Below are 24,422 nucleotides of genomic sequence, written 5' to 3' on the forward strand. Positions count from 1 at the left end.
TATGATATAATAAAATTCAAGTATAATAAGGGGGATTAATTAGATGATTTTTCAAAGCATGATAACAGCTATTATAGAAAAATTACAAGAGACGGTGAATCCCTATTGGATAATTGTGTTTGGATCAACGGCTGAGAACAGAGAACGAGAAGATAGTGATATTGATATAGCTTATTTAAGTGACACAACTTTAGGGAACTATGAACGTTTTTTATTAGCACAGGAGTTAGCTAACATTGTTCATAAGGATGTTGATTTAGTTGATTTATCCGAAGCTTCTACAGTTTTTCAAGCTCAGATTATACATACAGGAAAGACAATATTTTGTTCGGATGAAAGACGTAAGGTCATTTTTGAAATGAAAACCTTAAAAATGTATTCAAAATTGAATGAAGAACGACAGATAGTATTTGATGATATAAAGAAAAGAGGTTCTATATATGAAGAATGAGGTTATTTTAAATAAAATTTCTACAGTAGAGCGTTGTATAAAAAGAATCCAAGATGTGTATGGAAATGACCCCGAAAATTTAGAGGATTTTACAAAACAAGATTCAATAATATTGAACATACAAAGAGCTTGTGAAGCAAGTATTGATTTAGCGATGCATATTGTTGCAGGGAAAAAATTGGGACTACCCCAATCTAGTCGAGAGGCTTTTGATTTATTGGTTACAGCAGGATTACTTAGCGCTGATCTAGCAAATAAGTTAAAGGCAATGGTTGGATTTCGTAATATTGCTGTTCATGATTATCAAAGTGTAAATTTAGATATTGTTCGTCAAATTATTGAAAAACATTTAACTGATTTTAAACTATTTACGAAAGAAGTAATGGGGATATTGGAATTTTAGGCGAAAGAACGGAATAATAGAGCTTAGAAAGAAAGTAATTCTATGACTCCCGAACCAGCTATTGAAACAATCACTTAATTTCGTAAGAAGAAAAGTAGTCATAAGATGAGTTTGTTCATGTTGTAGTGAAGTTTTGCATGAAATGTGTGTAGATAATAGTAGGGAAAATTTCCATATACAATTTTATCAACAAATAAGTAAATATTTTTAAAACTAATCTTTATACATATAATGTATACCAAAAACAAAAAAGTTTCCTTATGGAAACTTTTTTTGTTTTTGGTAAATTTACAACAGTTAATTAATATACAGTTTTTGAGAAAAATGATGAACCATGTCAAATCATCTTCATTTACACAAATATAAACGTAGTATAAAAAGGAAGCATATCCAAAATAATTAAAGGGGCTGAAAAAATGATTAAAAAACTTATTATTGGTTTTATTGCTTTCGGCGCAACAATAGGAGTGAGTGAACCTATATTTGCTGCTACAATGTATTCTCCATCAAAGTTTAAAGAAACTCAAAATTTTCATGTGCAATCTCTAGATTCTCCATGGCAGTATTTAGGGCAAACTTCAAGGGAATTTCAAATTAAAAGTAACGATCCAAAAGTATTAGCTTTTGAACTAGCAAAAGAAGCGCCATTTTACGAAGAAGAATTAGTAGATATATGTTCTGTAATTTTAGATGCGAATGTAGATGTTGTATATTGGACAAGTAAGGAATGGGTTAGATTTGAAGAAGGAAACTATGAGTTTAAACATGAAATTAAAATTTTTAGAGATAAAGAACGTCAGCAATTAATTACTGCGCTAGAATCTTAGATCTTTTACAAAAAAGAAGTCATGCTATACTCCCCTTATAGTAGATAGGAAAAAGAAAACACATTAACCTGTTTACTATGAAGGGGATTTTTCTATGGGTTAAATTAGAATTACTCGTTATACAAAATGCAAAGAAAGAGAAGTGCGTTTATACTTAAAAGAAGGTATAAGGGATAAAACTGTTGCGAAAGAATTAGAGATTTAATATCCTATTGTAAGTCGTTTGATGAAATAATTCGAAACGGTAGGTATTAAAGAACTAGAAGAAATTAAGCCACCTGAGTCCATACAAATATAGACTCAGGTGGCTTAGTTGCGCTTTGAAAATACTGTCTACCTGACAGGGCAATCTCTAATCTTTATTTCGTGTCTTTTACCTTAACTAAGTACAAACATAATTCATTAATCTATATTATCTTTAAATTTATAAATTTGATGCTATAAAAGCAATAGAATTATGTAATAAGTGAATCAAAAACACAACCCAAAAAGCAGACATTGTAACCTGATATTTTTCATTCTTTTTTTTATATACCCAATAAGCATAGTTATATAAAAGACCAATTATGGTTGTACCAACTATATAAGTGATTCCATATTGATGATTTAATCCAAATATAATTGATGCAATTAAAATGATAAGGTAATCGCGATTTTTAATGTAAGGAATCCAACTTAATAGCCAAAATAAAAATACTTGAAAAACTACTGTTTCATATATAGGTGCCGCTAATACCCCTAATAAAACTTGAAGAATAAGAGGTGCTTCTGTTATTGGGTTTTTTTGTATTTCAGGTAAGAATAGATCTAATGGTATTACAAATAAAAATGATCCTAATAAAATAAGAAAAATAAAAGAAATTGTAGGCAAAGCAAACATAAATCTATTTATTTTTTTGAGCATATATATTTCTCCTATAATCTTTTATTACATCTATATGAAAAGTAATAAATAATTGAGTCTCTTTTTGTTTGACATGTTTTCGTCTACTATTGATGAAAACCGTTCTGTAATTGAATCCTTGGCTTATATGTAGGTGTAGCGATAAAGTAGGGAGATATTAACACTATATTGTTAATATCAAAATATTAACGAGCTAAGTGAGATATTAAGGTCACACCAATTTTATGATGAATATAATATCAAGCCCGTTAAGGAAATATGCTGTATAGGACACGCTTGTACTGATTATTTTACTATATGAATATTTAAGTGCATATAGTTTTGGAGGAGTATGTATTTTTGCATTTTTTAATACAAAAGTTTTTTATTAAAAATTTACTTTCTGCGCTACCTCATATGAATTTAAGACAATTGAAGAGTAAAGGCCAAAAGAGTCTAAGTTTAGATTGTACAGGTAAATATTATAATGTTATAGAAAAATAAGGAAAAAAGTTATAAAATAGGAGATTGAATTAAACTTTCAAATTTTATTGTTGTGCAAGATAAAGATAACTAAAGATGAGGCTCTTAAAAATTCTTGTCTTTATTTAAAACTAACGATATTATAAAAAATCTTCACTGAAGGAACTCCAACAAATTTAATGTAAAATTTTTAGAAGATAAATATGAAATTTAACATATTCTTAGTAGGCCATTAAATTTTATAGCAATTATTGTAGGCAAAGCCTTTAACACATCAATTTAGAAAATATCAGTACGAATAGAAGAGATGAGGTAGTAGAAGTATTACGTCTTCCTTTTAATAGATTTCCAGAAGTAGCTGGACATATATTAAAAGGATGCGATTGCAAATGGGAAAACTGATATTTGTACAATAGATCAGAATGAGCTTCAAAAAGAAGAAAATAAACTTTAAATTATTTCTTTAATTATAGTGAAACTATCAGTATAAAAGGAAAGAAACTCAATCAAACGAAAAAAATTGGAACGTTTGATTGAATGACTAGTATGCTACTTTAATGTTTAAGTTAATAAAAGAAATATAACTCTTTAATATGTTACTAATTTGTTTTTGTATTGTTGAAAATAAGGAAGGTGAAATCAATGAAAAAATATTGGCATAAGCTATCGTTGCTTCAGAAAAATGTATTACTAACAGTATTAGTAATTCTGACGCTTGTGGGAAGTATGGGGGCGTTAAGTTTTAACATGTTTCAAAATAGTATGATGTTTATATTTGAAAGGCAGTCTTTTGAAACAGGAGATACATTAATAAATCAATTAGATCTGGAAATAGTAAGAGATGTAGCAAAAGATCCGACAGCACAAAGAGTGGAGAAAGAAAAATTGACAGAGCAATTAGATAAAGCTATAAAAAATATGAAAAGTGTCGGACAAACATATGTTACAGGAGCAAAGCTAAATGATAAAGCTGAATTACAATTAGTAGCTTTGGATACAGAATTAGCAGATACGGTTTCTGAAAAACTAGGTTCTGTAAAAACAGGTGACTATTATGAGCATCCTACTCATTGGAAGAAGACATACGACCAAGTAATGAAAACGAAACAGGCACAAATGACTGAAGTGTATGAAGATGTACTAGGTACATGGGTAACAATTTTAGAGCCAATTACAGATGAAAATAATAATATAATTGCAATTGTTGCAGCGGATTTGGACGCTTCTATTATTCCTCTTACAAAGAAAGAATTTATAGTGCACGGTTTACTATTTATAATCATTTCATTAACAATCGCAATTACAATCCAAATATTCATCTCACGAAAATCTCTATCGCCTTTAAAGGATTTACAAGAAGGGTTACGTAAAGTTGGTGAAGGGGATTTAAGTATTAAATTGAATGAAAGGTCTGATGATATAGGGATAACTAATATCTTTTTTAATAACACTATTAAAAAGTTTAATAGGATTATAGATAAAGTAAGGCAGACTGCTGAACAAGTTTCGACATCCTCACAGGAATTGTCGGTAAGTACAAAAGCGAATAGCATAGCCTTTAAAGAAATTGCAAGTGCTACTACAGGATTAAATTTAGGAGCACATTCTCATGAATATGTAGTGCAAAAATGTTTAGGAATTGTTCAAGACATGGAAAGTAAGATGAAAGAAATTAAAGGAGCTGCAAAACAAGTTAGGAATGCTTCGGAAGAAATGGAACAGCATTCTGGAGTAGGAAAAGATTTGATTAAGCGAATTGTGAATCAAATGATAAGAATCCAAGATACAGTTCAAGATGTATGTTCTAGAATGTATGCATTAGAAGCACGATCTAAGGAAATTAGTGAAATTCTTACTGTAATTACAACTATGTCAAATCAAACAAGTCTATTAGCTGTAAATGCTTATACTGAAGCCTCATGTGCTGGAGAGTTGGGGAAAGGATTTTCAGTTGTTGCGGATGAGGTACGTATATTAGCGGAAAAAAACGAGGCATCTGCAAGGGATATAGCTAAATTAATTGATGAAACCCAAGCTGAAGCAGATGAGGCTGTACGATCCATACAGAAGAGTTCAAAGGAAGTAGAATCAGGAATAACACTTGTCCAAAGTAGTGGTGCTTTCTTTGAAAAGATTTCAGAATCAGCACAATCTGTTGCCAGTCAAATTAAAGTGGCTTCGAATAATTCAAGTGACATTTTAAAAGATAATCAAACTATTGTTCAGATTGTAAATGAATTATCACACATTGCAAATACATATGTGAATAGCAGTAGTAATGTAGAGACAAGTATGAAAGAGCAAGAACTGTATGTACAAGACATTGCAGAGTTGGCAAATTCTTTAAATTGGCTCTCCCAAGAGTTACAGGAGTTAATAGGGGAATTCAAAAGTAAGTAGGATAGGAGAAGGGGTAGGTATAGGTATGACCTATGCCTTTATTTATTCCTATATAAAGAGTGAAAGCTAAGGTAAATATGAAAAATGGCTAAACGAATAATATTTTTGCATATTTTTTTGGAAATAGAGCATGATATTACCAAATTCAACGGAGGTGTTTAAAAAATGCAAATTCGCGAAAATAATAATTCAAACGAAATCTTAATAGCAGCTGCAGCAAGTGCAATTGAACAAATGAAATATGAAATTGCTCAGGAGTTTGGTGTTACACTTGGACCGGATTCAACAGCAAGAGCTAATGGTTCAGTAGGTGGAGAAATTACAAAACGTTTAGTTCGTATGGCGCAAGAGCAGTTATCTGGTCAATATAAAATTCATTAAAGTTAAAGGTATATCCCATGGAAGGGATATACCTTTTTAATTTGTCTTTAAAGGGGATAGTGAAAATTTTTACTGCTAGTTAAATTTAGACACTGCAAATTTGGCTGTGAAATTCATCTTCTTCATGTAAGAAGAATTTACTCCTGCTTGAAATTGAACAGAAATATTACCGTCTTTTTGTGCTTTGAATACGCGACCGTATGGTGAATTAGCATTGTATGTGCCAATTACTTGATCATCTGCATCAAAGACTGTATAAGAAATTGGGAACCCGGAATTTTGTACAAAGACCGTAAGTTCTTCCCCTTTATTAAGATTAAATGATTCTTTTTGAGAAACTTCATAGGAACTCATAGAGTAATATTTTGTAACTTCTTGAATGTCTAAATTTGTAGTTGCCGCACTCGCTTTAGGTGCCTCTGCTCCTGGTAAATTCATACCTGATAGTACTGCAATTCCTAATGCCCCTGCTAAAATAACTTTTTTCATAATGCTAATTCCTCCTTTAATATATTGTGAGATTTGAAAAGGAAGTGAAAATATCACCCCTTGAAACCATTATAGTTACAACGAGAATGATTTTCAATGAGATTTGATATGTAATTTTGCATACATAAGATGTCGATATACGGTAATCTATCCGAAGTTTAAAGTATTGTTAAAAGAAGGATAGGACAAATTTTTAAAACTATGAATGGGATGGTAGCTGGTTTTTACATACCGTTGGTTCTATAAGTGAATATTTTGTTGTTTTTTATTGTGTATTATATGTAAATAAACACTCAATTGTTGATAAAGTTGTCTAATTTGGAATTATTAAACAAAATAAGGGGTTATATGTTATAATAAAGCTGCAATAAGGTTCAGCATCCTAATCTTATTGTGTATATTTAACCTATGTATGTCGTTTGTATTAAAAATAAGAAGTCTCTCAAAAAGAGGCTTCTTATTTTTGTATGGAGGGGGATTACATATGATTGATTATTATCAAATTTTTTTATTTACTATGGCAGGTATTGCCTTGCTTTCTTATATACAACATGCTGGAAAACCTACGAAAAGAAACAAATGGAGATTCTTTGTTGTAGTATTTTTATTTTTTCTTTTTAATTATTTATTTCTTAAATTTGTGTATGTAAATGTAAGAGAGAATACGTTTTTTTGTTCTAAAATTACAGTAAGAAGAACTTTTAAGACAAAAGAGGGTTACAGGAAAAAGTCCAATAACTGTCATAATTTCTGTGAAATTTTAATAAATTAGTATGTGATAATTCAACTATAGGGTTATTCGAATGTAATAGAGGTAAATAAATAGTTGAGTATGAAATTTTGTATTCAATTGTTAATTTTAGTTATAGGTGTTTAGCCTTCACTTACATCCATGCTCTTAATATAGCAAGAAATTCAATAGGAGGGGACTAGTAGTATGAATAAAAAAATTCTAGGGCAGTTTAGAAAAATGGCTACAAATAAAAAAGGATTAAGTGCTGCTGCAGTAGCAGTGGGAATTATGAGTACAACTCTTATTCCTCAAAATGCCTATGCACATGGGTTTGTTGAAAAGCCAGGTAGCCGTGCAGCTTTATGCAGTCAAAATTATGGAGCGCTGAATTCTAATTGTGGAAATATAATGTATGAACCGCAAAGTTTAGAAGCTCCTAAAGGGTTTCCACAGGGTGGACCAGCAGACGGGAAAATTGCTTCAGCAGGAGGCCTGTTTGGTGGGACTCTTGATCAACAAACAGCTGATCGATGGTTTAAGAATACGATTAAGGGCGGAGAAAATACCTTCACTTGGAAATACACAGCTCCTCATTCAACAAGTCAATGGCACTACTACATCACGAAAAAGGGATGGGATCCAAATAAACCTTTAACAAGAGCAGAATTTGAGTCAATTGGTACTGTAAAACACGATGGTTCTAAAGCAACTAATAATTTATCACATAAAATTAATGTACCAACTGATCGTAGTGGGTATCATGTTATTTTAGCTGTTTGGGATGTAGCTGATACTGTAAACGCTTTCTATAACGTGATTGATGTGAATCTAATAAATGATGAAAAACCAGATAAAGAGGCACCAACCCAGCCATCTGAATTAAAAGTAATAAAAGCTACTTCAAATAGTGTAGAACTTAATTGGAAACCTGCAACAGACAATGAAGGAGTGAAAGAATATCAAGTGTTACGTAATGGGGAGTTAATTAATACTGTAGTCGGTACTAGTATAATTGATAAAAAATTAAGCCCAAACACAGAATATACGTATACAGTAAGAGCAGTAGATGCTGCAGGGAATATATCTGAGGAAAGTGAAGCACTAGTTATTAAAACAACAGAGGAAAAACCAGATACAGAAGCACCGACCCAGCCTAAAGGATTACACAGTATGGGAACCACTACGAGTAGTATTGATTTAATGTGGGGTTCATCGGAGGATAATGTAGATGTGAGCCATTATATTGTATACAGAGAAGTTGGAGGGACCATGAAAGAAATAGGTACTGCTAATACAACTTCATTTATGGACAAAGATTTGCAAGCGAATACAGCATATAAGTATGTTGTATCTGCTGTCGATACATCAGGTAATGAATCAATGAAAAGTGATGCCATCACAGTTATAACAAAAGGACAAGAAAACTCTTATGAACAATGGGGTGCGCGTAAAGCGTATAAAGCAGGAGATAGAGTAGTTCATGAGAATAAGGTGTATGAGGCAATTCAGAGTTATCAAGGGAATGGAGATCCAAATTGGATTTTTGCATTGTCATTATGGAAAGAAGTAAACTAATGCTGTAAATAGTGAATCCCTTTAGTGTTTAAATAATGGACAATTATAAGAGAAGGTATTCCTATTTTTTAACCCTTAATATTGTTTGAATATCAATTTCTGCATCTTCAATACCTATTAATAGGGAACGCAACCTATTAATAAAACTATTATTCAAAGTACCTAATACGAATAAAAAGATTAGGTACTTTGAATAAATATTTAATAGATAATAAAAACAATAAGATATGAAGCAACCTTATTATTTAATTTGCTAATGTAATTGGCGCTGTGTACATTGTATCAACGCGTCCATCTGCATGTGTTACTTCAATTTTCATGCGATATGTTCCTGGTTCAGAAATTGCTCCACCATTGCCAGTCTCAGCATCAAAATCTTCATATACATTTGTTCCAGCTGGTAATAATGAACCAAAGTGAAAATCAGCGTCATAATAACCCCAACCAGTATTGTATTGTTTTTCAAAAGATGCTGTGTAATGTACATCATATGCATTATCATTTGTTGCTCGTAGAATGATATTTTGTCCCAGTCTGTATTTCGTATCTGAAAGTTGAATTGTAAAATTATTTAATGTTTCTTTAGGACCACAAATGTAACGACAATATTCGCTCGCTCCATCAGCATGAGCTTTCGGTGTTTCCACATTCATTGCTGCTAAACTGCCAAGAGCCAATGTTCCCGCTAATAATACTTTACTAAATGTTTTCATTTGAAATTCCCCCTGAGTATGTTTTTAATTCATTCAACAGATGTCACATCAAGTAGTTTTATAACATTAAGCAAATTGAATGCTCTTTTTTCTTGAGTACATTTGCTACCAATCTTCCATCTTGTAGGAATTCAATCTGTACATAAAATTCGATGATCTTAAATCCTACATATGTATCTTCATGTACATTGAATAGATCCTTTAATATCTCGATGATACGTTTGGTTTATTTACATGTATCACCTCTTCATTACCGTTTATTGGTAAAATGATAATTTCATTATACATAATATTGGAAGCTACTAACAAGAGACAATAACTTTGATATACCTATTATCGAGAAATAAAGGCATTAAATAAAATGTTTTATACAAAAGTTGCAGATTCCCACTTTGAATAGTTTTTCTTATCACGGGGTTCTTTTTGGTCTATATAATTTTAGTTAGTTAAAAAGTTTAAGTATTTTGTGATTCATGTAATGCCTTAATGCTATTAAATATTTAATAATTTTGATAGTAAATTCTGCTTTATTTGCTATTAACAAATCTTTTACATACATACTCAATGGAATCTTTTTTGAAGTATTCCAAGAGTAGAACAGAGGTTATTCATGTACGAGTGTAATAATAATTATATATTAATATATAATTATTATTACATTTTATGTTAATATATATTAGGAAGAGATAATATAAGCTGATTAAAATTATTTGTAATAATAAATTTTAGAAATAAGGGGATTACAGTATGAAACTAACAAAAATGCTTTTAATAGGAGCTACACTTGCTACGACGACATTAACATCTTTAACGAATGTACAAGCAGACACAACATTTAAAGATGTTCCTGCAAATCACTGGTCTTATGATGCAATTATGCATCTAAAAGATAAAAAAATGATAGCTGGGTATGGAAATGGAATGTTTGGATTAGGCGATAATATTACGCGGGGACAAGCAGCTCGTCTGCTATATGTGTATCTACAGCCATTACTTGTAGGTGATAGGTTTGAAGATCAATTTAAAGATGTAAAAGGTACTATGTTTGAAAAAGAAATTTATGCTGTTGTCAGTTCTGGTCTTATGAATGGATATGGGGATAATGAATTTGGTCCAAATGATGTATTAACTCGTGAACAATTGGCGGCCATTTTACAAAAAACATTTAATTTAAAGCAACAATCTATTACTACTTTTAATGATGTGGAAAAAAATTATTGGGCTACTGAGGCGATTAGTGCCCTACAAGAAAACAAAATTGCTGTGGGCACAGGTGACAATTTATTTGAGCCTAAAAAAGTAGTAACTCGTGAGCAATATGCACAGTTTCTATATAATGCAATGCGTAAGTTAGAGAAGCCGGGACAACCTGAAGTAATGCCGTTGGGGATACCGAGATCCATGGTGACAGATGATTTCACTTTTAATAAATCGTTAGTGGATATTGTTCCCGTGTATAGTAAATCTATATCTAAAGAGGCGCAGAATCTCATTAAGGAGATAAATGAGAAATATAATCTAGATATAAAGTATTGGGAGACAAGTGCTGTACTATATTTAGCTTCATCTAAAATGTTAAAAGAAAATAAAGATTGGTATGGACCATTGAGTATAGATGAAAAGGGCGGTAATAATTTTACTATTAGCTTCGAAAATTATAACCCATCTATTGAGTTGACGAAAAGATGGGTTACTATGATATACCCTGATTTAAATCTAGACAAAGAGATTGATCGATTGGTCAAAAATGTAAATGTAGAATATGCCTTTGATAAAGGCCGACATAAAATAAAAATGGGACAAACGGCTAATTATAAGGGCTGGTACATTTATATTGGTGAATAATTAAGATTTTCCAAGAGTTTAAACTGATAGAAGAAGTTAGTATTTTGATTAAAGAAGCAAGTAATTGGATAGAAACAAACATTCACTATGTAGCGTAGATTTTTAATAAATTATGAAAAAACGTAGAGTTGATTCATATAACCCTGTTATGAATCAGTATTGTATGAAAAATGTAACTTCTAGGAGCTAATTTGAGTAAAGCTAATAGCAATGATGAAGTTTATAAAAGAAAATAGGGAAGAGTATTTTCGTAAATTAATTGTTATTAACGAGCGGGAAATTGCAAAAAAGAAGAGTTAATCAAAAGTTAACTCTTCTTTTTATTTAAAAATAAACTTAATTTCTATTCCCGTTATATCACAGTTTATTAATTAGATTGTGTATAAGGTCAATTTTTACTATAAGAGAGATTTAAATGGGGTTAAATTAGCATTCGTAAGCCCAATTTTATAGAAAAATAAAGGGGTTTCTAATAATTATTTTGGGATTATACATTTAAAATTAGGTATAAGATAATTGGGCGAAGTAAAAGTGATAAAACGTACTATATTCGTTCGTATTATTTGGGTTAACTAAAAAACGAAATAAAAAGGATATTTTAGGTTAGGGAAATTTAAAAGGCCTTGTCATTATAGACAGGGCCTTTCAAAAAGGGACACAATTGACAACTGAAGGTGACTTCATATTACCATTTTTGGTATTTAAATTCCAGGTATCTTTGTTGAGAAATAAAATGATTATTTTGTAGAGTGTGAGATGGGGGATATTGCTTATCAATTTTTCAGGACGTGAAGGCAAAAGCAGAATTCTTTATTTGCTTTAAACAAAGGATAGGAGAAGCACTTTTGCTTAGCAAAGCGTGTTAAACATAGATCAAAGTTATGTGAAAAACTGTTTTCAGGATAGGTTTCCTTTTTGCTTTAAGAAGAGAATAAATTTTCTCAACAGGACAAATCGTAATCATCTATAAGTACTATTTATAAGGATAATAAGAAAAATAGAAATTAATAATAAAGGAGAATGCGTAATGAAAACAGTAGTAACTGATAGAGATCTAGCTGAAATCCGCGAAGAAGACGTAGATGTTTTAAAAGTAATGGCACATCCGGTACGATTACAAATTGTAAGTGAATTAATGCATCATAAAATATGTAATGTTACGCAGTTAACGGAAATATTAAAACTCCCACAATCTACTGTTTCACAGCATCTATCAAAATTAAGGGGAACCGTACTTCGTGCAGAAAGAAAGGGATTAGAGATGCATTATTATATAGATAATGCTAAAGCTCGTCAGATTGTAGGAATCTTAGGTTTTTAGATAAATAGTATGTGAAAAGTTTCCTGTCATAAAGCAGGAAACTTTTCTTGTATGTTTAACAAATTGTCCACATTTATCATTTTAGTCAAGGAGTGTGAAGGGGCACTGCTCAGTGAGTAGGTGGGAGATGAATTGGCTTCGAACAAGGGATGGCAGGAAGCGATTGTTCAACATACATAAAGTGTCAGCTTTTATATACTGTTACGTATAAAAAACGTTTTGTATTATGAGCAAGTACATGCTATTCATATGAGAAAAAGTTGTTAGTTAGATAAAATCAAAAACCTTATAATAGAATTAATTAATATAATTCTATTATAAGGTTTTATTTTAAATATAATAATATTTACTGTGATTTTTTATCGAAGAATAAATTTAAATCTGTTTTGTCTGTGTCATCTGCTAAAGCGTTGTGTATAATATCATTTAATAATTGCATTTTTTCTTTTTCAAAGAATGGGACACTAATATGATAAGGTGTTCCTGCTTTTTCAATTCTTAATATTGTTTGAATGCCACTACCTGCAATTCCAATACCTATTAGTAGAAAAATTAACCCACCAATAAAACTATCACTTAAGGTACCTAATCCAAATAAGAAGATTAGAATTCCTAAAATAATTGGTTTGAAAAAATACTTGGTAGATAACATAGCTCCAGAAATATTTTTTAGAGGAATGTTTTGTTGGTCTTTACCAGCAGGAATAAATCCTAATAATGTGTTTGATAAATTAGTTTTTATAAACCTATTATCAACGTCTACTCTACCTTTTATCCAAAAGAATAATAAGCTAGTCGAAAATTCAAGTCCTTTCATCTTTTCATCTCCTGTTATAAATTGTTAATAATAAAATTGCGATATTTGTATATTAGCATGAAAGGTAAATGAAGTATATAAGTTTTTATAAAAAGAAAGAAATTTTTTGAAGGGATTTATTATCTATATATAATTAATTTGATGAAAACGGTTTAATTATAAATAAGAAAGTGAAGGGGAACTGTTAAAAATTTGTATCTAAATAGGTGACTTACAAAAAATAGATATATTACTAAAATAATAATTTTTCTTATGCCTTACGGAAGTAAAGCTTGATTTTTAAAATTAAAAGATCAGTCAGTTCACATTATGTAGAAAAGAGAGTAAATGAATTCTATAAGAAAAAATAGAAAATACGTTTTTACTTCTAATTTAGGTACAATGAAAATGGAAAGATCACTTTGCGATACAATAATAAAAAATGGTCGCTCCTCAGGGCTATACTTAATATTTGTGAAATACAAAATATCCCCTTTTGAAGAGAGGATGTAAGAATTGAAATTGTTTTGTTTCATATTTTTTCGTAACGTTTTTAAGCGATTTTATAGTTGATAGTTTAATCATCAATTAGACGGAAAATTTGGTGTTAAAAAATGAATTAATATAAGATAGTAAGTATTAATTAATCTGTATAAGGAAGTGAGTAAGTATGAAGAGAAAAATATCAGTTGTTGGTGCGGTAATTGTTAATGAAAATAATGAAGTTTTATGTGCATTACGTTCTCCTAAAATGACGTTACCGAACTATTGGGAATTTCCGGGTGGTAAGATAAACAAGGGAGAAAAGCCACAAGTTGCATTAATTCGTGAGATTAAAGAGGAGCTTGGGTGTAAAATTGTTGTAGATGAGAAGGTGGAGGAGATCGAGTACGAGTATGAAACTATTGTTGTTCATCTTACTACATATAAAGCAAGTATCATGGCAGGTGAACCTAAAGCTCTTGAGCATGCAGAGCTAAAATGGATGAGTATTAAAGATTTAAAGCATTTAAAGTGGGCACCAGCTGATATTCCTACTGTAGAAGCACTGTAGGAATGTTTGAATGAAATACTCTTGAGAATTATAATTTTATTATGTAATATATAATTATATTGTTAGTTTATTTGATTCCGTTTATTCCCACACCTTATGTGTTGTGGTTGAGTTGTAGAAGCAAGTTGTGTTCTTGTTTCAATTTTGAAAGGGCTTCTTTGAGCCGATTAGTGTATATAGCTTATTTTGCTATGCACAATTAATCGACTTAAAGGAGTCCTTTTTTATTTGTTTAAGTGGATATATAAAGTAGGTATTAAGTTAAAGAGAAATATGGTTGTTTAGAAAGAATGTGTAATGACGAATTAATACATATAGCATCTAACTAAAAGAGCTATATGAAATCACAGTAAGAATGATCTTAAGTAGAGACAAGAGAGAAAAGGTATAAGTACATAGGAAACTAAATTCTCTAACTTTGAAGAGAACCTAATATTTATTTATAGAAGGGGAGAAGGTCAATTGAGAACAACTCAAGAAAGATACGTAATTAATGGGGAGTATGTAATAGAACGTGAGGCTCTACATAATGAGATTATTGAATCATTTTTAAATAAATATTCACAGCAAGAAAAAGAACCGGAAGCCATATTACTTGGTGGTGGTTCTGCTGCTGGAAAAAGCTCAATAGGAGAGTTAGTGAGTAAGGGGTATAGACTTAAGAAGAAACATTTGATTTGGATAGATTCTGATAAGGTCAAAGAAAAAATACCAGAATATCAACAATTAATGGGAACTGGGGATACAGAATTAATAAAAAAAGCAGCTTTTTTGGTTCATGATGAAAGTAGTGATATTACCATGAAACTTTTAAAAATCTGTATAAAGAGAAGAATAAGCTTTATGTATGATGGTACAATGAAAAATGTAGAGAAATATAAAAAATTGATTCAACAATTAAGACAAGCTGAATTTAGTATTAACGCAATCATTGTGGATGTTCCAATAAAGGTTGCTTTAGAACGATCAAACATACGTTTTAAACTAACAGGAAGATTGGTTCCGGAATATATTATTGAAGAAAGCCATATGAAAGTAGCAATTACATTTTGTAAAATTAAAGATTTGATAGATTGTTATACCTTATATGATAATACAGGTCAGCAACCAGAAATTTTTGCCTTTAAAGAATCAAAACAGGCAAAAGAAATTATTGTTGATGAACCTCGAAATAATCAATTTTACGAAAAATCAGCTCTTGTTTTTTAGAGGATTTACATCTAAAAAGTTTTATAAAAGAATAATAAGATTTAAATTCTATATTCTCCTGACAGCTTATGATATAATGAGTATAGGAGGCGATATGAATGGAATTTAAAGAACTTATGAAGTATATAGAAGAAAACAAAGAAGAGCATTTTCATGATTTAATCGCTAAAAATGAACGGGAATTGGAAAAAAAGGAAGAAGAGAAATAAAGAATTTGCAACAAAAGAGTTGACCTTTTAGGTCAACTCTTTTGCTTTCATAAGTGAGTATTTAGTTAAAAATCTCAATTTTTGAGTAAAAGGATTTACAAAGTTTTATAGTGGTTACAGGAGTGAATAGTATAGGATTAAAATAGAACTTATATCACGTGATTTAATAATAGCGTATGTGCTACTTTCGTAGATATTTCTGTGATACATATTAACACCATTGTGTAGGGGATTTAAATTATGAAGTGTAACAGTAGAAAAAATCTTATAAATTAAGAAATGTATGATAGATGAGTAATATACATTTAAGCAGGCTATTTGCTAATCATAGAAGAGTTTTTTTAGTATTATATTAATTAGAATACAGCGTAGTAAATAAACGCTTTAGGAGAGAATATATGAATCATTTTATTGTTATGCAAGGACATACGTATCAAGAGGAAAAAGAATTAGAAATTATTTGGTCACCTAAAAAGGATAGAGGCGGTAATGTACCACATTCATGGAAAAGAATGATGGATGTAAAAGAGGGAGATCGAATCTTTCATTATGTAAAAGGGAATATTGTAGCAATTAGTATCGCTGAAGAAGATTGTAAGGAATCGAATAAACCATCGATTATGAAAAGCCATGATCAATGGAATGATGAGGGCTATTTGGTATCTTTAAAATATCATGAGTTAGAAAAGCCAATTAACATACGTGAGAAATTTGAGGAGATATCGCAGCTGTTGCCAATTAAATATTCACCTTTTCAATCAGATGCGAAAGGAAATCAAGGATATTTATATCCATGTAATGAAGAATTAGCCCTTAAATTAATTGAACTAATTAGTGATTTAAATATTTATGAGAAGAAAAATGAGCAATTAGAATTATCAGTTGATGAGGTAAGAAGGACTGATAATAACACATTAATCCCTGTGATATCTGAAACGGAATCAGAGGTAAAAGCTACAATTCGAATTGGACAGCAAAAATTCAGGAAAGCATTAATGGAATTATGGAACGGAAAATGTGCATTATGTGGAATAAATTTGCCAGAGTTGTTAAGAGCGAGTCATTCAAAGCCATGGAAAGATAGCACAAGTATGGAACGATTAAATTCTTATAATGGTGTGTTACTTTGCTGTAATCATGATGCCTTGTATGATAAAGGGTTTATTACATTTGATGGACAAGGCCGACTGCATATTTCTCCATTGATAGTAGAAACAGATTATTTAACATTTGGATTAACCCCCAAAGCTAAGATAGAAATTCACTCAGAAAATAAATTATACTTTAAGTGGCATAAGAAGAACATTTTTAAAATAAAATAGTAGAATTTATCATCTCAAGTGTATGAAGAACATAAGAGAATTGAAGGAGATTGCTACATGTATAACTGTAATCAATGTGGTACAGAAATGATTATGCAATTGCAAGATAGGTATAGAGAATATTGTCCAAAATGTCATGAACTCAGGCCAAGTAGCTTAGTATATTATAATTTACATGAGCTACTTGAATATATGGAAGCAAATGAATACATGAGTAGGGAAAGTATGTTACATAACTTTCTAAAGTGGGAATTTGAGTTAACGAATGGAAGTGTATTTAAATTATATTTAGATGTAGATAGATATGAGCAAGTCGGTGATGAGAGCCTTTCAAAGCAACTAGAGGAATATATGAAGGGAATCCGATTAAAATTAAACGTTAAATATGAAGACGATTATATCTGGATTAAGGTGGATTAGTTAAGGTTCTATATATAGTGCTTGGTATTTTGAAAAGGTAGTATGAAAAAGAGAGGAGATTAATAGTGATGCAAGATTTACAAAAGGCAGTAATAAAATTTCGAGATGAGAGAAATTGGGGTCAGTTTCATAATGCAAAGGATCTAGCAATTTCATTAAATTTAGAGGCAGCAGAATTACTTGAGACTTTTCAATGGAAGTCTAGTGAAGAAGCAACAGAAACTAAAATGCAGGAAATGAAAGAAGAAATTGCTGATGTAATGATTTATTTGTTGATGTTAAGTGATAATTTAAATATTGATTTAGAAGAGGCAGTACATGCTAAGTTACTCAAGAACGCAGAGAAATATCCAGTAGAAAAGGCATTTGGGAAAAATAAAAAATATAATGAACTGTAAAACGATTATTGTTTTACAGTTTTTTTGAAAAAAATATGTAAAAGAAGAGGGATGGGATTTTGAGTATTATGTGTGTATTAGATTTAAATAGTAGACAATATTCATTACTCTCAAATATTCTTTAACTTAAAAATTGGGGGCATTTAATTGATATCAGTTGCAGCAAAATTATCTTCATTTGAAATAATTCAGAAGAAGCGAAAAGATTTTGAGAAAGGCTGTACGAAAGATTTTGAAATTGATACAGTACCAGTAGTCTATATTCAACGAGATAAGAAAAATTTATATGTAGGTAAGTCCACAGATATATATGAGCGTTTCGTTGCACATTTATGTGATGAAAGTAAAACATTCAATGAAGTTATTGTAATAAAAAGCGAATTATTTAATGAAAGTTCAATTAAGCATATTGAAACATTGTTAATTGAATATTTATCTGCAGATGATAAATTTAATTTACTGAATAAAGTAAGGGGCCAAAAGATTCATTCTTATAACGGGATTGAAAATGTTCAGAGTATGTTTAAGGGAATTTGGAATCAGTTAATTGAAGAAGGGGTAGCTAGTGAGAAGTTAGGTGAGATACATAATAAATTTATTTATAAATATTCACCATTTAAAGAGCTATCGGCTAATCAAATTGAAGTCTGTAAAGACATTTTTAATACAATGATTAGCACATCAAATAGTAGACATTTGATTACAGGGGACCCGGGTACCGGCAAAACAATTGTATTAACAAACATCTTATATGCGCTTGCCTATGACAATGAAACTGGTAAAGCGCGAGAGGGATTAAATTTTGAAGATATAGCACTTGTTGTTCCGCAAAATCATTCATTAAATTTATATAAGGGCTTAATGAACAAACTAGGTCTACAAAGTATTACAGTACTGTCACCTTCACAATTTATTAAGCAAGCAAAAAGTAGGGACAAAAAATATAAATATGTTTTTGTGGACGAAGCGCATCGTCTGAAACAATATTTTGGTAAACAAGCACGTGATTTAAAACATTTAGTCACTGATAATGGTTATACAACTGAGTTGGAGTTAATAGAAACATTTGCGTATCACTTAACTGTGGTTTATGATCCATACCAAACAATTCGACCTGCAGATATAGATACAGATGCATTCCAACGGTTGACAGCGAATTATAAGAGGCATCCCTTACATAAACAATTCCGTTTAAAATCTGGAGAGCAATATCTAGCATGGCTGCGTAAATATCTACAAATAGCAAATAATGTAGGTGTTTATGAGGAAGGATTATTACAGGGTTATGACTTTAAAGTAATGGACTCTATTACAGAATTAAATGATTCTATCAAATCTTTAAATAAAGAATATGAATTATGTCGTGTAGTCGCAGGCTATTCTTGGAAATGGGCTACACAAAAGGATAAGAATCTATATGATATAAAAGATCCTGTTACAGGTAATACATTTATATGGAACTCAAAGGTAAAAGATTGGATTAATTTTAAAAACAGTGTAGAGGAAATAGGGTGTATTCATACTACTCAAGGTGCTGATTTAAATTATGTTGGAGTGATCTTAGGAGCAGAAATTGATTGTTATTACACAGGTGAAGAAAATAGAGACTATGATTTGAATAAAGCAAAAATCATCGTCAATCCAAAAGAGTATAAAGATCGAAACGGCCTTCCGATTAAGGGAACGGATTTAAATAATGAAGAGTTAACATCCTATATTAAACGTATTTATTACGTATTATTATCAAGAGGGATAAATGGATGTTATGTCTATGCAGTAAATCAAAATATGCAAAGATATTTAAAAGAAATAGTAAAAGTAAGTCAATAATTATGAAAAGAGGTTACAGAATTTACAATATGGGAAAGACTACACAAGACTTTAGTCAGCTGGCCCCTTTAGGGGAGAGTGTCAACTTAATGCAGTAATCCCTGTCAATTAGAAGGCATTTAAAAAGCCTAACTAAGAAACTTGAGGTCTATATTTATTCAAACGTATTTGTTTAACTTTAAATAGTGTTATATAAGTAAAAAAGTCCATTTAGATCATCTAAATGGATTTTTTTTGCGTTTCTAGATATGACTACTGATAAATTGGTGGTTTCCCAAAACAAAAAACGGGCTAACTTCTCATAGATAACTGTGGGGAGATGATCATTTTGTTTTGTGAGTCCTTCAAAATATTGGAAAAATGAAGATAATGTTATTTATTTCTTAATTTGTTGACGCTAGGATACCAGTTTAATTGACCTGATAGTGCTGTATCGGTATTCCTAAAAAACATCCCTTTGGCATTAGGGAAATTAAATAGGGTGATAATGATTACAAGTAGATTAGGTTTCTTGTGAATTTTGAATTAAAGGTCTTATCCAAAGTTGAGAAAAATCCACATACCCAAAATATTTAATCTTAATATTCCGTTAAATTTGATGAAAAAGGAATTTGACGTGTATCATAGTATAAGGGAATTATAATAGAGGATTCTATCAGTCCTTTTTCAAGATTCTTATTTAATAAAGTCCGTCAGATTGTTAGAATTTTAGATTTTTAGGTTAATAACACGTAAAGGGTTTCCTAGTACATGGCAGGAAACCTTTTTTGTTTATAATTGGTATTAAATGGTATAATATATAATTTTAAGGGAGTAAAAACGCATGGGAAATTTATTAGACTATTACGAAAAAAGGAGGGTTTTAAATGAAAATTAGTATCCAAAAACTAGATGGAAAAATAGGTAATCGAGAGTGTATTAAAGAAATAATAGAATTATGGAATCAAAATGCTATAGAAACTGCAGATTGTAAATTAGAGGAAAGAGATAAAAAAGGAATTGAAGAGCAATTAGTGGAACTGATTCAATCCAGATATGGTGCAGTTTTTGTAGTAACTGATGAAAGTAATAATCTAATTGGTTATGGAATTGGATCAATAAAACAAGATCTTGTTACAGATATGTTATATGGTCAAATAGAGGAAGTTTATGTAAAATTAGAATATAGGAGACAGCAAATTGCGCAAAGTTTAGTCGGAAATTTGAGAAATTGGTTGAATCAAGAAAATGTCTCTCTGATTCATGTCTATGTAGACTTAGATAATAAATTAGCATTGGATTTTTGGGAGAATACAGGATTTGAAAAAGAATTTTTTCTTTTATCAAATAGTTAAACTATATAATGAAGTGTGAACTACTCACCACTTAGCAAAGCTTGAAGTGGGAGCTTCTCAGTTCCGCGACGAAAGTAACCTTTCGTCTCCCTGAGCGTTACTTCGGGGTGTTCCACCCCTAGATGTCCAACGTATGGACGCTCTTTTGGTACGGTTGATATTTTACGCAGGAACCGAATGGCTTCGCTTTCGCACTCTATTTTCTTCCTACAACCTTCTATATCAAGTTATCAAAGAACTTCATATAGCTAGCTTATCAAAAAGTTTTTGGCTATGCCAAACCGAAATTCATCTCCCACCTATCGTTGGGCTAAGTCCTTCACAAGCTTGAGGAAGGAGAATTCTTTCGGGGAATACGTTAAAAATCATCATTTGGAAATAGATTTAAAATATCTTGATATAAACCTATGTATTTTGTAATATATAGGTATATTGTTAGTTTATTTGATTCCGTTTATTCCCACACCTTAAGTGTTGTGGTTGAGTTGTAGAAGTAAGTGTTTTTCTTACTTTAATTTTGAAAGGGCTTCTTTGAGCCGATTAGTGTATTTAGCTTATTTTGCTATGCACAATTAATCGACTTGAGGAGGCCTTTTTTGTTTAGGTTTAAACAGGTATAAATATATATTTCTGTATAAAACGATAGATTAAAATAAGAAGTTTATAAAGGGGGAGAATATATATGAGTAATTAATTTGTTTATCAGGGAAATTGGAGGGATATGTAGTTTTTTAACGTTAAATGTATACATGGATACTTGAAACTGTGATTTTAAAATAGATACATAATTGATTTGCGAGTCACAGTAAAAATAATTATAAAGATGTTTCGTAGACGACATAAACGTACTCATTATTAGAAGGATAAATAGAAGTTTACGTGGGTTCTCTTAAAAAACGTATCAATTGATACGTTTTTTTGTTGTAATTCTAGTGAATATGAGGTACGATTTGAAAGGGGAAAGAATTTTAATGCATATTAGCTTTCAAAATAGGGAGACAAAAAAGCACACTAATTTTACAATCGGGGAGATTGAGCAGTACATATTAGAGTTTAAAAAGTTAATTAAAAATAATCGATTTACGGTTTCTCGAAATGAAAAAAGGAAAGAGAATAGTGAATTTTTAGAGGCAAATAAGATTAACGCTAGTAAAGTGAAAGAGATTCTTCTTAATATAGGAGTGCGTGATTTTTGTTATGCGGTTGATAATAAAAATCCAAATTTTGCTCATGAAAAATTGTATATCTTTTGTCCACAATATGAGCTAGATGATTGGGGACAAAAGAAGTCGGTAGACATATATATTAAGACGAATCTGATTGAAAATAAGGATAGGAACAAATACATGATTATTGTTTCCTTTCATAAAAGGAATAAACCAGTCACTTATCTTTTTAGGTAAAGATAAGTGACTAATGGTTTTAGAATAAGGGAGGATTTTTATGATGGTTTTATGTGAGTTTTGTCGTGATATGGTAAAGTATTCTACTAAAGATGTTCCAAAAGTGACAGTCATTAGAGGGAAGCAATATCATTACGTAGGTAAAGAAGCAAATTGCGAGGAGTGTAAATCTGAAATATTTGTTCCTAACATTCATGATTATAATTTAGAACAATTAGATCATGCCTATAGACAACAGGAACAGTTAGTTACTATTTCTGAGATAAGAGAGATTTTAGAAAAATATAAGATTGGAAAACGTCCATTGTCTTTGCTTTTAGGTTGGGGGGAGGTTACCCTAACAAGGTATGTAAATGGAGATATTCCGACAAAGCAGTACTCGGATATATTGAAAAGATTAGGTAGGGATCAATCTTTTATGCTAGATACTTTGGAAAGAAATAAAGACTTAATTACTCCAAAAGCATATAGGGTCTCTAAAGAAGCAATTGCAAAGCTACAAGAAAATGAGGATTTTACTTCTACAAAAATCGAGGAAGTTGCTAACTATTTGTTATATAAAAATGATGATGTTACTCCTTTAGCTCTTCAAAAGCTTTTATACTACTCGCAAGGATTTTGTAGGGTGTTTACTGGAACATATTTATTTGAAGATGATTGTGAAGTAGGAAGTCACGGCCCGGTATATCGAGTTATTTTTGATAAATACAAAGGATATCAGTACGACAATCTTGAAGTTAATTATGATAGTACAAATCAGTTAACTCAAATAGAAAAGGAACTATTAGAGTGTGTAGTTAATACTTTAGGGTGTTATAGTGGGAAGAGTTTAGAGAAAATGATTCTATTTGACTTACCATGGGCAGTAGCTGATCTAGAATTAGAAGATAATGATTTGTGTAAACCTATCTTAGAAAAAGAAAAGATAAATAATTGCTTTAACACAATAAAACAGGCATATAATTTAGTAACTATTTCTGATATTAGACAATATAGCATAAGAGTATTTGATAAAATAAACAATTAAGTGTTGTAACTATATCATTTTTAATATGATTGATATATGAATTGTTTTACTGTTAATTGCACTTATGTAAATGTATTAAAAGATAGTACTAATTATAAAGGGATAAGGCGTGTAGAATATAAACATTATTAACACGATGTAAATATGCATATTAACTAAAAAGTAAAGTGAATTGATACATTATATGGTAAAATGATATATGTGAATACGCCTTTTGAAGTACATTTTATGCTTTGGACCTTTAGCTCAGCTGGTTAGAGCAAACGGCTCATAACCGTTCGGTCGTAGGTTCGAGTCCTACAAGGTCCACTTATAAACAAGGAGAAAGCACAGTGCTTTCTCCTTGTTTATAATAAATAAAGGGGATTGTGACATGAAAATAATTGATGCACAGAACCGTTCGGTCGTAGGTTCGAGTCCTACAAGGTCCACTTATAAACAAGGAGAAAGCACTCAAATGAGTGCTTTCTCCTTGTTTATAATAAATAAAGGGGATTGTGACATGAAAATAATTGATTTAGAGACAGAAAGAAAAAAGAAGGAAAAATTAATGGTAAATATTCCAATTATAGAACTAATATATGGAGAAAAAGGGGAAATTGAATTTAAAGTAGTGGGAAAAAAGGTTGTTCCACAATCCATGTTAGAGAATTAAACTACTTTCAATTCTTATAGGCTGTAAGGTCGTTAAGTGGGAGATTTCTAAGTACGGAAACCTCGTGGATTCTAATTGATTAGGCTATCCCTGTAGTTCCTAAGGTTAAAAGATAAATTTCTTTTGTGTTGTATAAAAATTTTACACATTTCTATTTCAAAATATTTGATTTATTTACCTTAGGAAAATATAAAACGAAAATTAGGATAGAACTAAAAGAAAACATATTAAAGGAATATGAAAACATCTTCTCATTTTTCA

Annotated in this window: 23 protein-coding genes, 1 tRNA gene and 2 pseudogenes; 20 read left to right on the forward strand and 6 right to left on the reverse strand. The window is 30.6% G+C overall.

Going from position 1 to position 24,422, the window contains the following annotated elements:
• Positions 1 to 43 precede the first annotated feature (43 nt).
• The 3 genes from mntA (at position 44) to DT250_RS28350 (ending at position 1,681) form a co-directional block, all read left to right on the forward strand.
• The gene (gene mntA / locus DT250_RS28340) at positions 44 to 451 is read left to right on the forward strand and encodes a type VII toxin-antitoxin system MntA family adenylyltransferase antitoxin (protein ID WP_046956012.1); all 408 of its coding nucleotides are present in this window, start codon (positions 44 to 46) and stop codon (positions 449 to 451) included.
• Positions 441 to 854 (forward strand): type VII toxin-antitoxin system HepT family RNase toxin, encoded by a 414-nt coding sequence (gene hepT, locus DT250_RS28345; protein ID WP_046956013.1) that lies wholly within the window; start codon positions 441 to 443, stop codon positions 852 to 854. Before mntA ends, hepT begins: the two co-directional genes overlap by 11 nt.
• 416 nt (positions 855 to 1,270) lie before the next feature.
• On the forward strand, positions 1,271 to 1,681 hold the full coding sequence (locus tag DT250_RS28350; protein ID WP_149214107.1) for a hypothetical protein: 411 nt from the start codon (positions 1,271 to 1,273) through the stop codon (positions 1,679 to 1,681).
• A 424-nt stretch (positions 1,682 to 2,105) separates the two neighbouring features.
• Here DT250_RS28350 and DT250_RS28355 read toward each other — a convergent pair whose 3' ends face one another.
• Complete coding sequence (locus DT250_RS28355) at positions 2,106 to 2,585, reverse strand: CPBP family intramembrane glutamic endopeptidase (RefSeq protein ID WP_149214108.1); 480 nt, start codon at positions 2,583 to 2,585, stop codon at positions 2,106 to 2,108.
• 1,104 nt (positions 2,586 to 3,689) lie between these two features.
• Between DT250_RS28355 and DT250_RS28365 the strand changes: the two genes are divergently transcribed.
• Positions 3,690 to 5,447: a methyl-accepting chemotaxis protein gene (locus DT250_RS28365; protein WP_149214109.1), complete on the forward strand. Its 1,758-nt coding sequence runs from the start codon at positions 3,690 to 3,692 to the stop codon at positions 5,445 to 5,447.
• A 165-nt stretch (positions 5,448 to 5,612) separates the two neighbouring features.
• Positions 5,613 to 5,828, forward strand: coding sequence for an alpha/beta-type small acid-soluble spore protein (locus DT250_RS28370; protein WP_001167047.1), 216 nt, complete (start codon positions 5,613 to 5,615; stop codon positions 5,826 to 5,828).
• A 75-nt stretch (positions 5,829 to 5,903) separates the two neighbouring features.
• Here the strand turns inward: DT250_RS28370 and DT250_RS28375 are convergent, their stop codons facing one another.
• Positions 5,904 to 6,317, reverse strand: a complete 414-nt coding sequence (locus DT250_RS28375; RefSeq protein ID WP_087995131.1) for a hypothetical protein — start codon at positions 6,315 to 6,317, stop codon at positions 5,904 to 5,906.
• A 484-nt stretch (positions 6,318 to 6,801) separates the two neighbouring features.
• On the opposite strand from DT250_RS28375, the gene DT250_RS28380 reads away from it, so the two are divergent.
• Together DT250_RS28380 and DT250_RS28385 are read left to right on the forward strand one after the other, a co-directional pair.
• Positions 6,802 to 7,089, forward strand: a complete 288-nt coding sequence (locus tag DT250_RS28380) for a hypothetical protein (protein WP_149214110.1) — start codon at positions 6,802 to 6,804, stop codon at positions 7,087 to 7,089.
• Between the two features lie 165 nt (positions 7,090 to 7,254).
• The gene (locus DT250_RS28385; RefSeq protein ID WP_149214111.1) at positions 7,255 to 8,625 is read left to right on the forward strand and encodes a lytic polysaccharide monooxygenase; all 1,371 of its coding nucleotides are present in this window, start codon (positions 7,255 to 7,257) and stop codon (positions 8,623 to 8,625) included.
• A gap of 245 nt (positions 8,626 to 8,870) precedes the next feature.
• Here DT250_RS28385 and DT250_RS28390 read toward each other — a convergent pair whose 3' ends face one another.
• Positions 8,871 to 9,338, reverse strand: a complete 468-nt coding sequence (locus DT250_RS28390) for a hypothetical protein (protein ID WP_149214112.1) — start codon at positions 9,336 to 9,338, stop codon at positions 8,871 to 8,873.
• Between the two features lie 747 nt (positions 9,339 to 10,085).
• Here DT250_RS28390 and DT250_RS28395 point away from each other — a divergent pair.
• Both DT250_RS28395 and DT250_RS28400 read left to right on the forward strand, forming a co-directional pair.
• Positions 10,086 to 11,183, forward strand: coding sequence for an S-layer homology domain-containing protein (locus tag DT250_RS28395; RefSeq protein ID WP_149214113.1), 1,098 nt, complete (start codon positions 10,086 to 10,088; stop codon positions 11,181 to 11,183).
• Between the two features lie 1,027 nt (positions 11,184 to 12,210).
• Positions 12,211 to 12,504 (forward strand): ArsR/SmtB family transcription factor, encoded by a 294-nt coding sequence (locus DT250_RS28400; protein WP_087983701.1) that lies wholly within the window; start codon positions 12,211 to 12,213, stop codon positions 12,502 to 12,504.
• Between the two features lie 346 nt (positions 12,505 to 12,850).
• Here the strand turns inward: DT250_RS28400 and DT250_RS28405 are convergent, their stop codons facing one another.
• On the reverse strand, positions 12,851 to 13,321 hold the full coding sequence (locus DT250_RS28405) for a hypothetical protein (RefSeq protein WP_087983702.1): 471 nt from the start codon (positions 13,319 to 13,321) through the stop codon (positions 12,851 to 12,853).
• 302 nt (positions 13,322 to 13,623) lie between these two features.
• Positions 13,624 to 13,848: pseudogene (locus DT250_RS32745) on the reverse strand (aminopeptidase P family N-terminal domain-containing protein); the annotation flags it as partial.
• A gap of 122 nt (positions 13,849 to 13,970) precedes the next feature.
• Here DT250_RS32745 and DT250_RS28415 point away from each other — a divergent pair.
• From DT250_RS28415 to DT250_RS28440, 6 genes are all read left to right on the forward strand, one after another.
• Positions 13,971 to 14,354, forward strand: a complete 384-nt coding sequence (locus DT250_RS28415; protein WP_149214114.1) for a (deoxy)nucleoside triphosphate pyrophosphohydrolase — start codon at positions 13,971 to 13,973, stop codon at positions 14,352 to 14,354.
• Positions 14,355 to 14,816: 462 nt separating this feature from the next.
• Positions 14,817 to 15,563 carry a zeta toxin family protein gene (locus DT250_RS28420; RefSeq protein ID WP_149214115.1) on the forward strand — a complete coding sequence of 249 codons (747 nt, stop codon included), beginning with the start codon at positions 14,817 to 14,819 and terminating at the stop codon, positions 15,561 to 15,563.
• 607 nt (positions 15,564 to 16,170) lie between these two features.
• On the forward strand, positions 16,171 to 17,094 hold the full coding sequence (locus tag DT250_RS28425) for an HNH endonuclease (protein WP_149214116.1): 924 nt from the start codon (positions 16,171 to 16,173) through the stop codon (positions 17,092 to 17,094).
• A gap of 57 nt (positions 17,095 to 17,151) precedes the next feature.
• The gene (locus DT250_RS28430; protein ID WP_149214117.1) at positions 17,152 to 17,514 is read left to right on the forward strand and encodes a hypothetical protein; all 363 of its coding nucleotides are present in this window, start codon (positions 17,152 to 17,154) and stop codon (positions 17,512 to 17,514) included.
• Between the two features lie 68 nt (positions 17,515 to 17,582).
• On the forward strand, positions 17,583 to 17,912 hold the full coding sequence (locus DT250_RS28435) for a nucleotide pyrophosphohydrolase (protein WP_149214118.1): 330 nt from the start codon (positions 17,583 to 17,585) through the stop codon (positions 17,910 to 17,912).
• 147 nt (positions 17,913 to 18,059) lie between these two features.
• The gene (locus DT250_RS28440) at positions 18,060 to 19,742 is read left to right on the forward strand and encodes a DNA/RNA helicase domain-containing protein (RefSeq protein ID WP_149214119.1); all 1,683 of its coding nucleotides are present in this window, start codon (positions 18,060 to 18,062) and stop codon (positions 19,740 to 19,742) included.
• A gap of 502 nt (positions 19,743 to 20,244) precedes the next feature.
• Here the strand turns inward: DT250_RS28440 and DT250_RS32445 are convergent.
• Positions 20,245 to 20,425: pseudogene (locus tag DT250_RS32445) on the reverse strand (ABC transporter substrate-binding protein); the annotation flags it as partial.
• A 183-nt stretch (positions 20,426 to 20,608) separates the two neighbouring features.
• On the opposite strand from DT250_RS32445, the gene DT250_RS28450 reads away from it, so the two are divergent.
• The 5 genes from DT250_RS28450 to DT250_RS28475 all read left to right on the forward strand — a co-directional run bounded on the left by DT250_RS28450 (position 20,609) and on the right by DT250_RS28475 (position 24,161).
• The gene (locus DT250_RS28450; RefSeq protein ID WP_149214120.1) at positions 20,609 to 21,076 is read left to right on the forward strand and encodes a GNAT family N-acetyltransferase; all 468 of its coding nucleotides are present in this window, start codon (positions 20,609 to 20,611) and stop codon (positions 21,074 to 21,076) included.
• 971 nt (positions 21,077 to 22,047) lie between these two features.
• Positions 22,048 to 22,479 carry a hypothetical protein gene (locus tag DT250_RS28460; RefSeq protein ID WP_176535829.1) on the forward strand — a complete coding sequence of 144 codons (432 nt, stop codon included), beginning with the start codon at positions 22,048 to 22,050 and terminating at the stop codon, positions 22,477 to 22,479.
• 40 nt (positions 22,480 to 22,519) lie between these two features.
• A complete protein-coding gene (locus tag DT250_RS28465; protein ID WP_149214121.1) occupies positions 22,520 to 23,506 on the forward strand; it encodes a type II toxin-antitoxin system antitoxin SocA domain-containing protein in 987 nt (328 codons plus the stop codon).
• A 235-nt stretch (positions 23,507 to 23,741) separates the two neighbouring features.
• Positions 23,742 to 23,815 (forward strand) — tRNA-Ile (locus DT250_RS28470).
• 64 nt (positions 23,816 to 23,879) lie between these two features.
• Positions 23,880 to 24,161: a hypothetical protein gene (locus DT250_RS28475; protein ID WP_179952870.1), complete on the forward strand. Its 282-nt coding sequence runs from the start codon at positions 23,880 to 23,882 to the stop codon at positions 24,159 to 24,161.
• The last annotated feature ends 261 nt before the right edge of the window (positions 24,162 to 24,422 follow it).

The sequence above is a fragment of the Bacillus sp. AR2-1 genome, assembly GCF_008368755.1.
Lineage (GTDB): Bacteria > Bacillota > Bacilli > Bacillales > Bacillaceae_G > Bacillus_A > Bacillus_A wiedmannii.

Coding starts and splice junctions, on each gene's coding strand:
- DT250_RS28385 (WP_149214111.1), top strand. CDS start 7,255: ATGAATAAAAAAATTCTAGGGCAGTTTAGAAAAATGGCTACAAATAAA.
- DT250_RS28390 (WP_149214112.1), bottom strand. CDS start 9,338: ATGAAAACATTTAGTAAAGTATTATTAGCGGGAACATTGGCTCTTGGC.
- DT250_RS28370 (WP_001167047.1), top strand. CDS start 5,613: ATGCAAATTCGCGAAAATAATAATTCAAACGAAATCTTAATAGCAGCT.
- DT250_RS28350 (WP_149214107.1), top strand. CDS start 1,271: ATGATTAAAAAACTTATTATTGGTTTTATTGCTTTCGGCGCAACAATA.
- DT250_RS28475 (WP_179952870.1), top strand. CDS start 23,880: ATGAAAATAATTGATGCACAGAACCGTTCGGTCGTAGGTTCGAGTCCT.
- DT250_RS28460 (WP_176535829.1), top strand. CDS start 22,048: ATGCATATTAGCTTTCAAAATAGGGAGACAAAAAAGCACACTAATTTT.
- DT250_RS28380 (WP_149214110.1), top strand. CDS start 6,802: ATGATTGATTATTATCAAATTTTTTTATTTACTATGGCAGGTATTGCC.
- mntA (WP_046956012.1), top strand. CDS start 44: ATGATTTTTCAAAGCATGATAACAGCTATTATAGAAAAATTACAAGAG.
- DT250_RS28405 (WP_087983702.1), bottom strand. CDS start 13,321: ATGAAAGGACTTGAATTTTCGACTAGCTTATTATTCTTTTGGATAAAA.
- DT250_RS28465 (WP_149214121.1), top strand. CDS start 22,520: ATGATGGTTTTATGTGAGTTTTGTCGTGATATGGTAAAGTATTCTACT.
- DT250_RS28400 (WP_087983701.1), top strand. CDS start 12,211: ATGAAAACAGTAGTAACTGATAGAGATCTAGCTGAAATCCGCGAAGAA.
- DT250_RS28355 (WP_149214108.1), bottom strand. CDS start 2,585: ATGCTCAAAAAAATAAATAGATTTATGTTTGCTTTGCCTACAATTTCT.
- DT250_RS28450 (WP_149214120.1), top strand. CDS start 20,609: ATGAAAATTAGTATCCAAAAACTAGATGGAAAAATAGGTAATCGAGAG.
- DT250_RS28425 (WP_149214116.1), top strand. CDS start 16,171: ATGAATCATTTTATTGTTATGCAAGGACATACGTATCAAGAGGAAAAA.
- DT250_RS28395 (WP_149214113.1), top strand. CDS start 10,086: ATGAAACTAACAAAAATGCTTTTAATAGGAGCTACACTTGCTACGACG.
- DT250_RS28365 (WP_149214109.1), top strand. CDS start 3,690: ATGAAAAAATATTGGCATAAGCTATCGTTGCTTCAGAAAAATGTATTA.
- DT250_RS28430 (WP_149214117.1), top strand. CDS start 17,152: ATGTATAACTGTAATCAATGTGGTACAGAAATGATTATGCAATTGCAA.
- DT250_RS28435 (WP_149214118.1), top strand. CDS start 17,583: ATGCAAGATTTACAAAAGGCAGTAATAAAATTTCGAGATGAGAGAAAT.
- DT250_RS28415 (WP_149214114.1), top strand. CDS start 13,971: ATGAAGAGAAAAATATCAGTTGTTGGTGCGGTAATTGTTAATGAAAAT.
- DT250_RS28375 (WP_087995131.1), bottom strand. CDS start 6,317: ATGAAAAAAGTTATTTTAGCAGGGGCATTAGGAATTGCAGTACTATCA.
- hepT (WP_046956013.1), top strand. CDS start 441: ATGAAGAATGAGGTTATTTTAAATAAAATTTCTACAGTAGAGCGTTGT.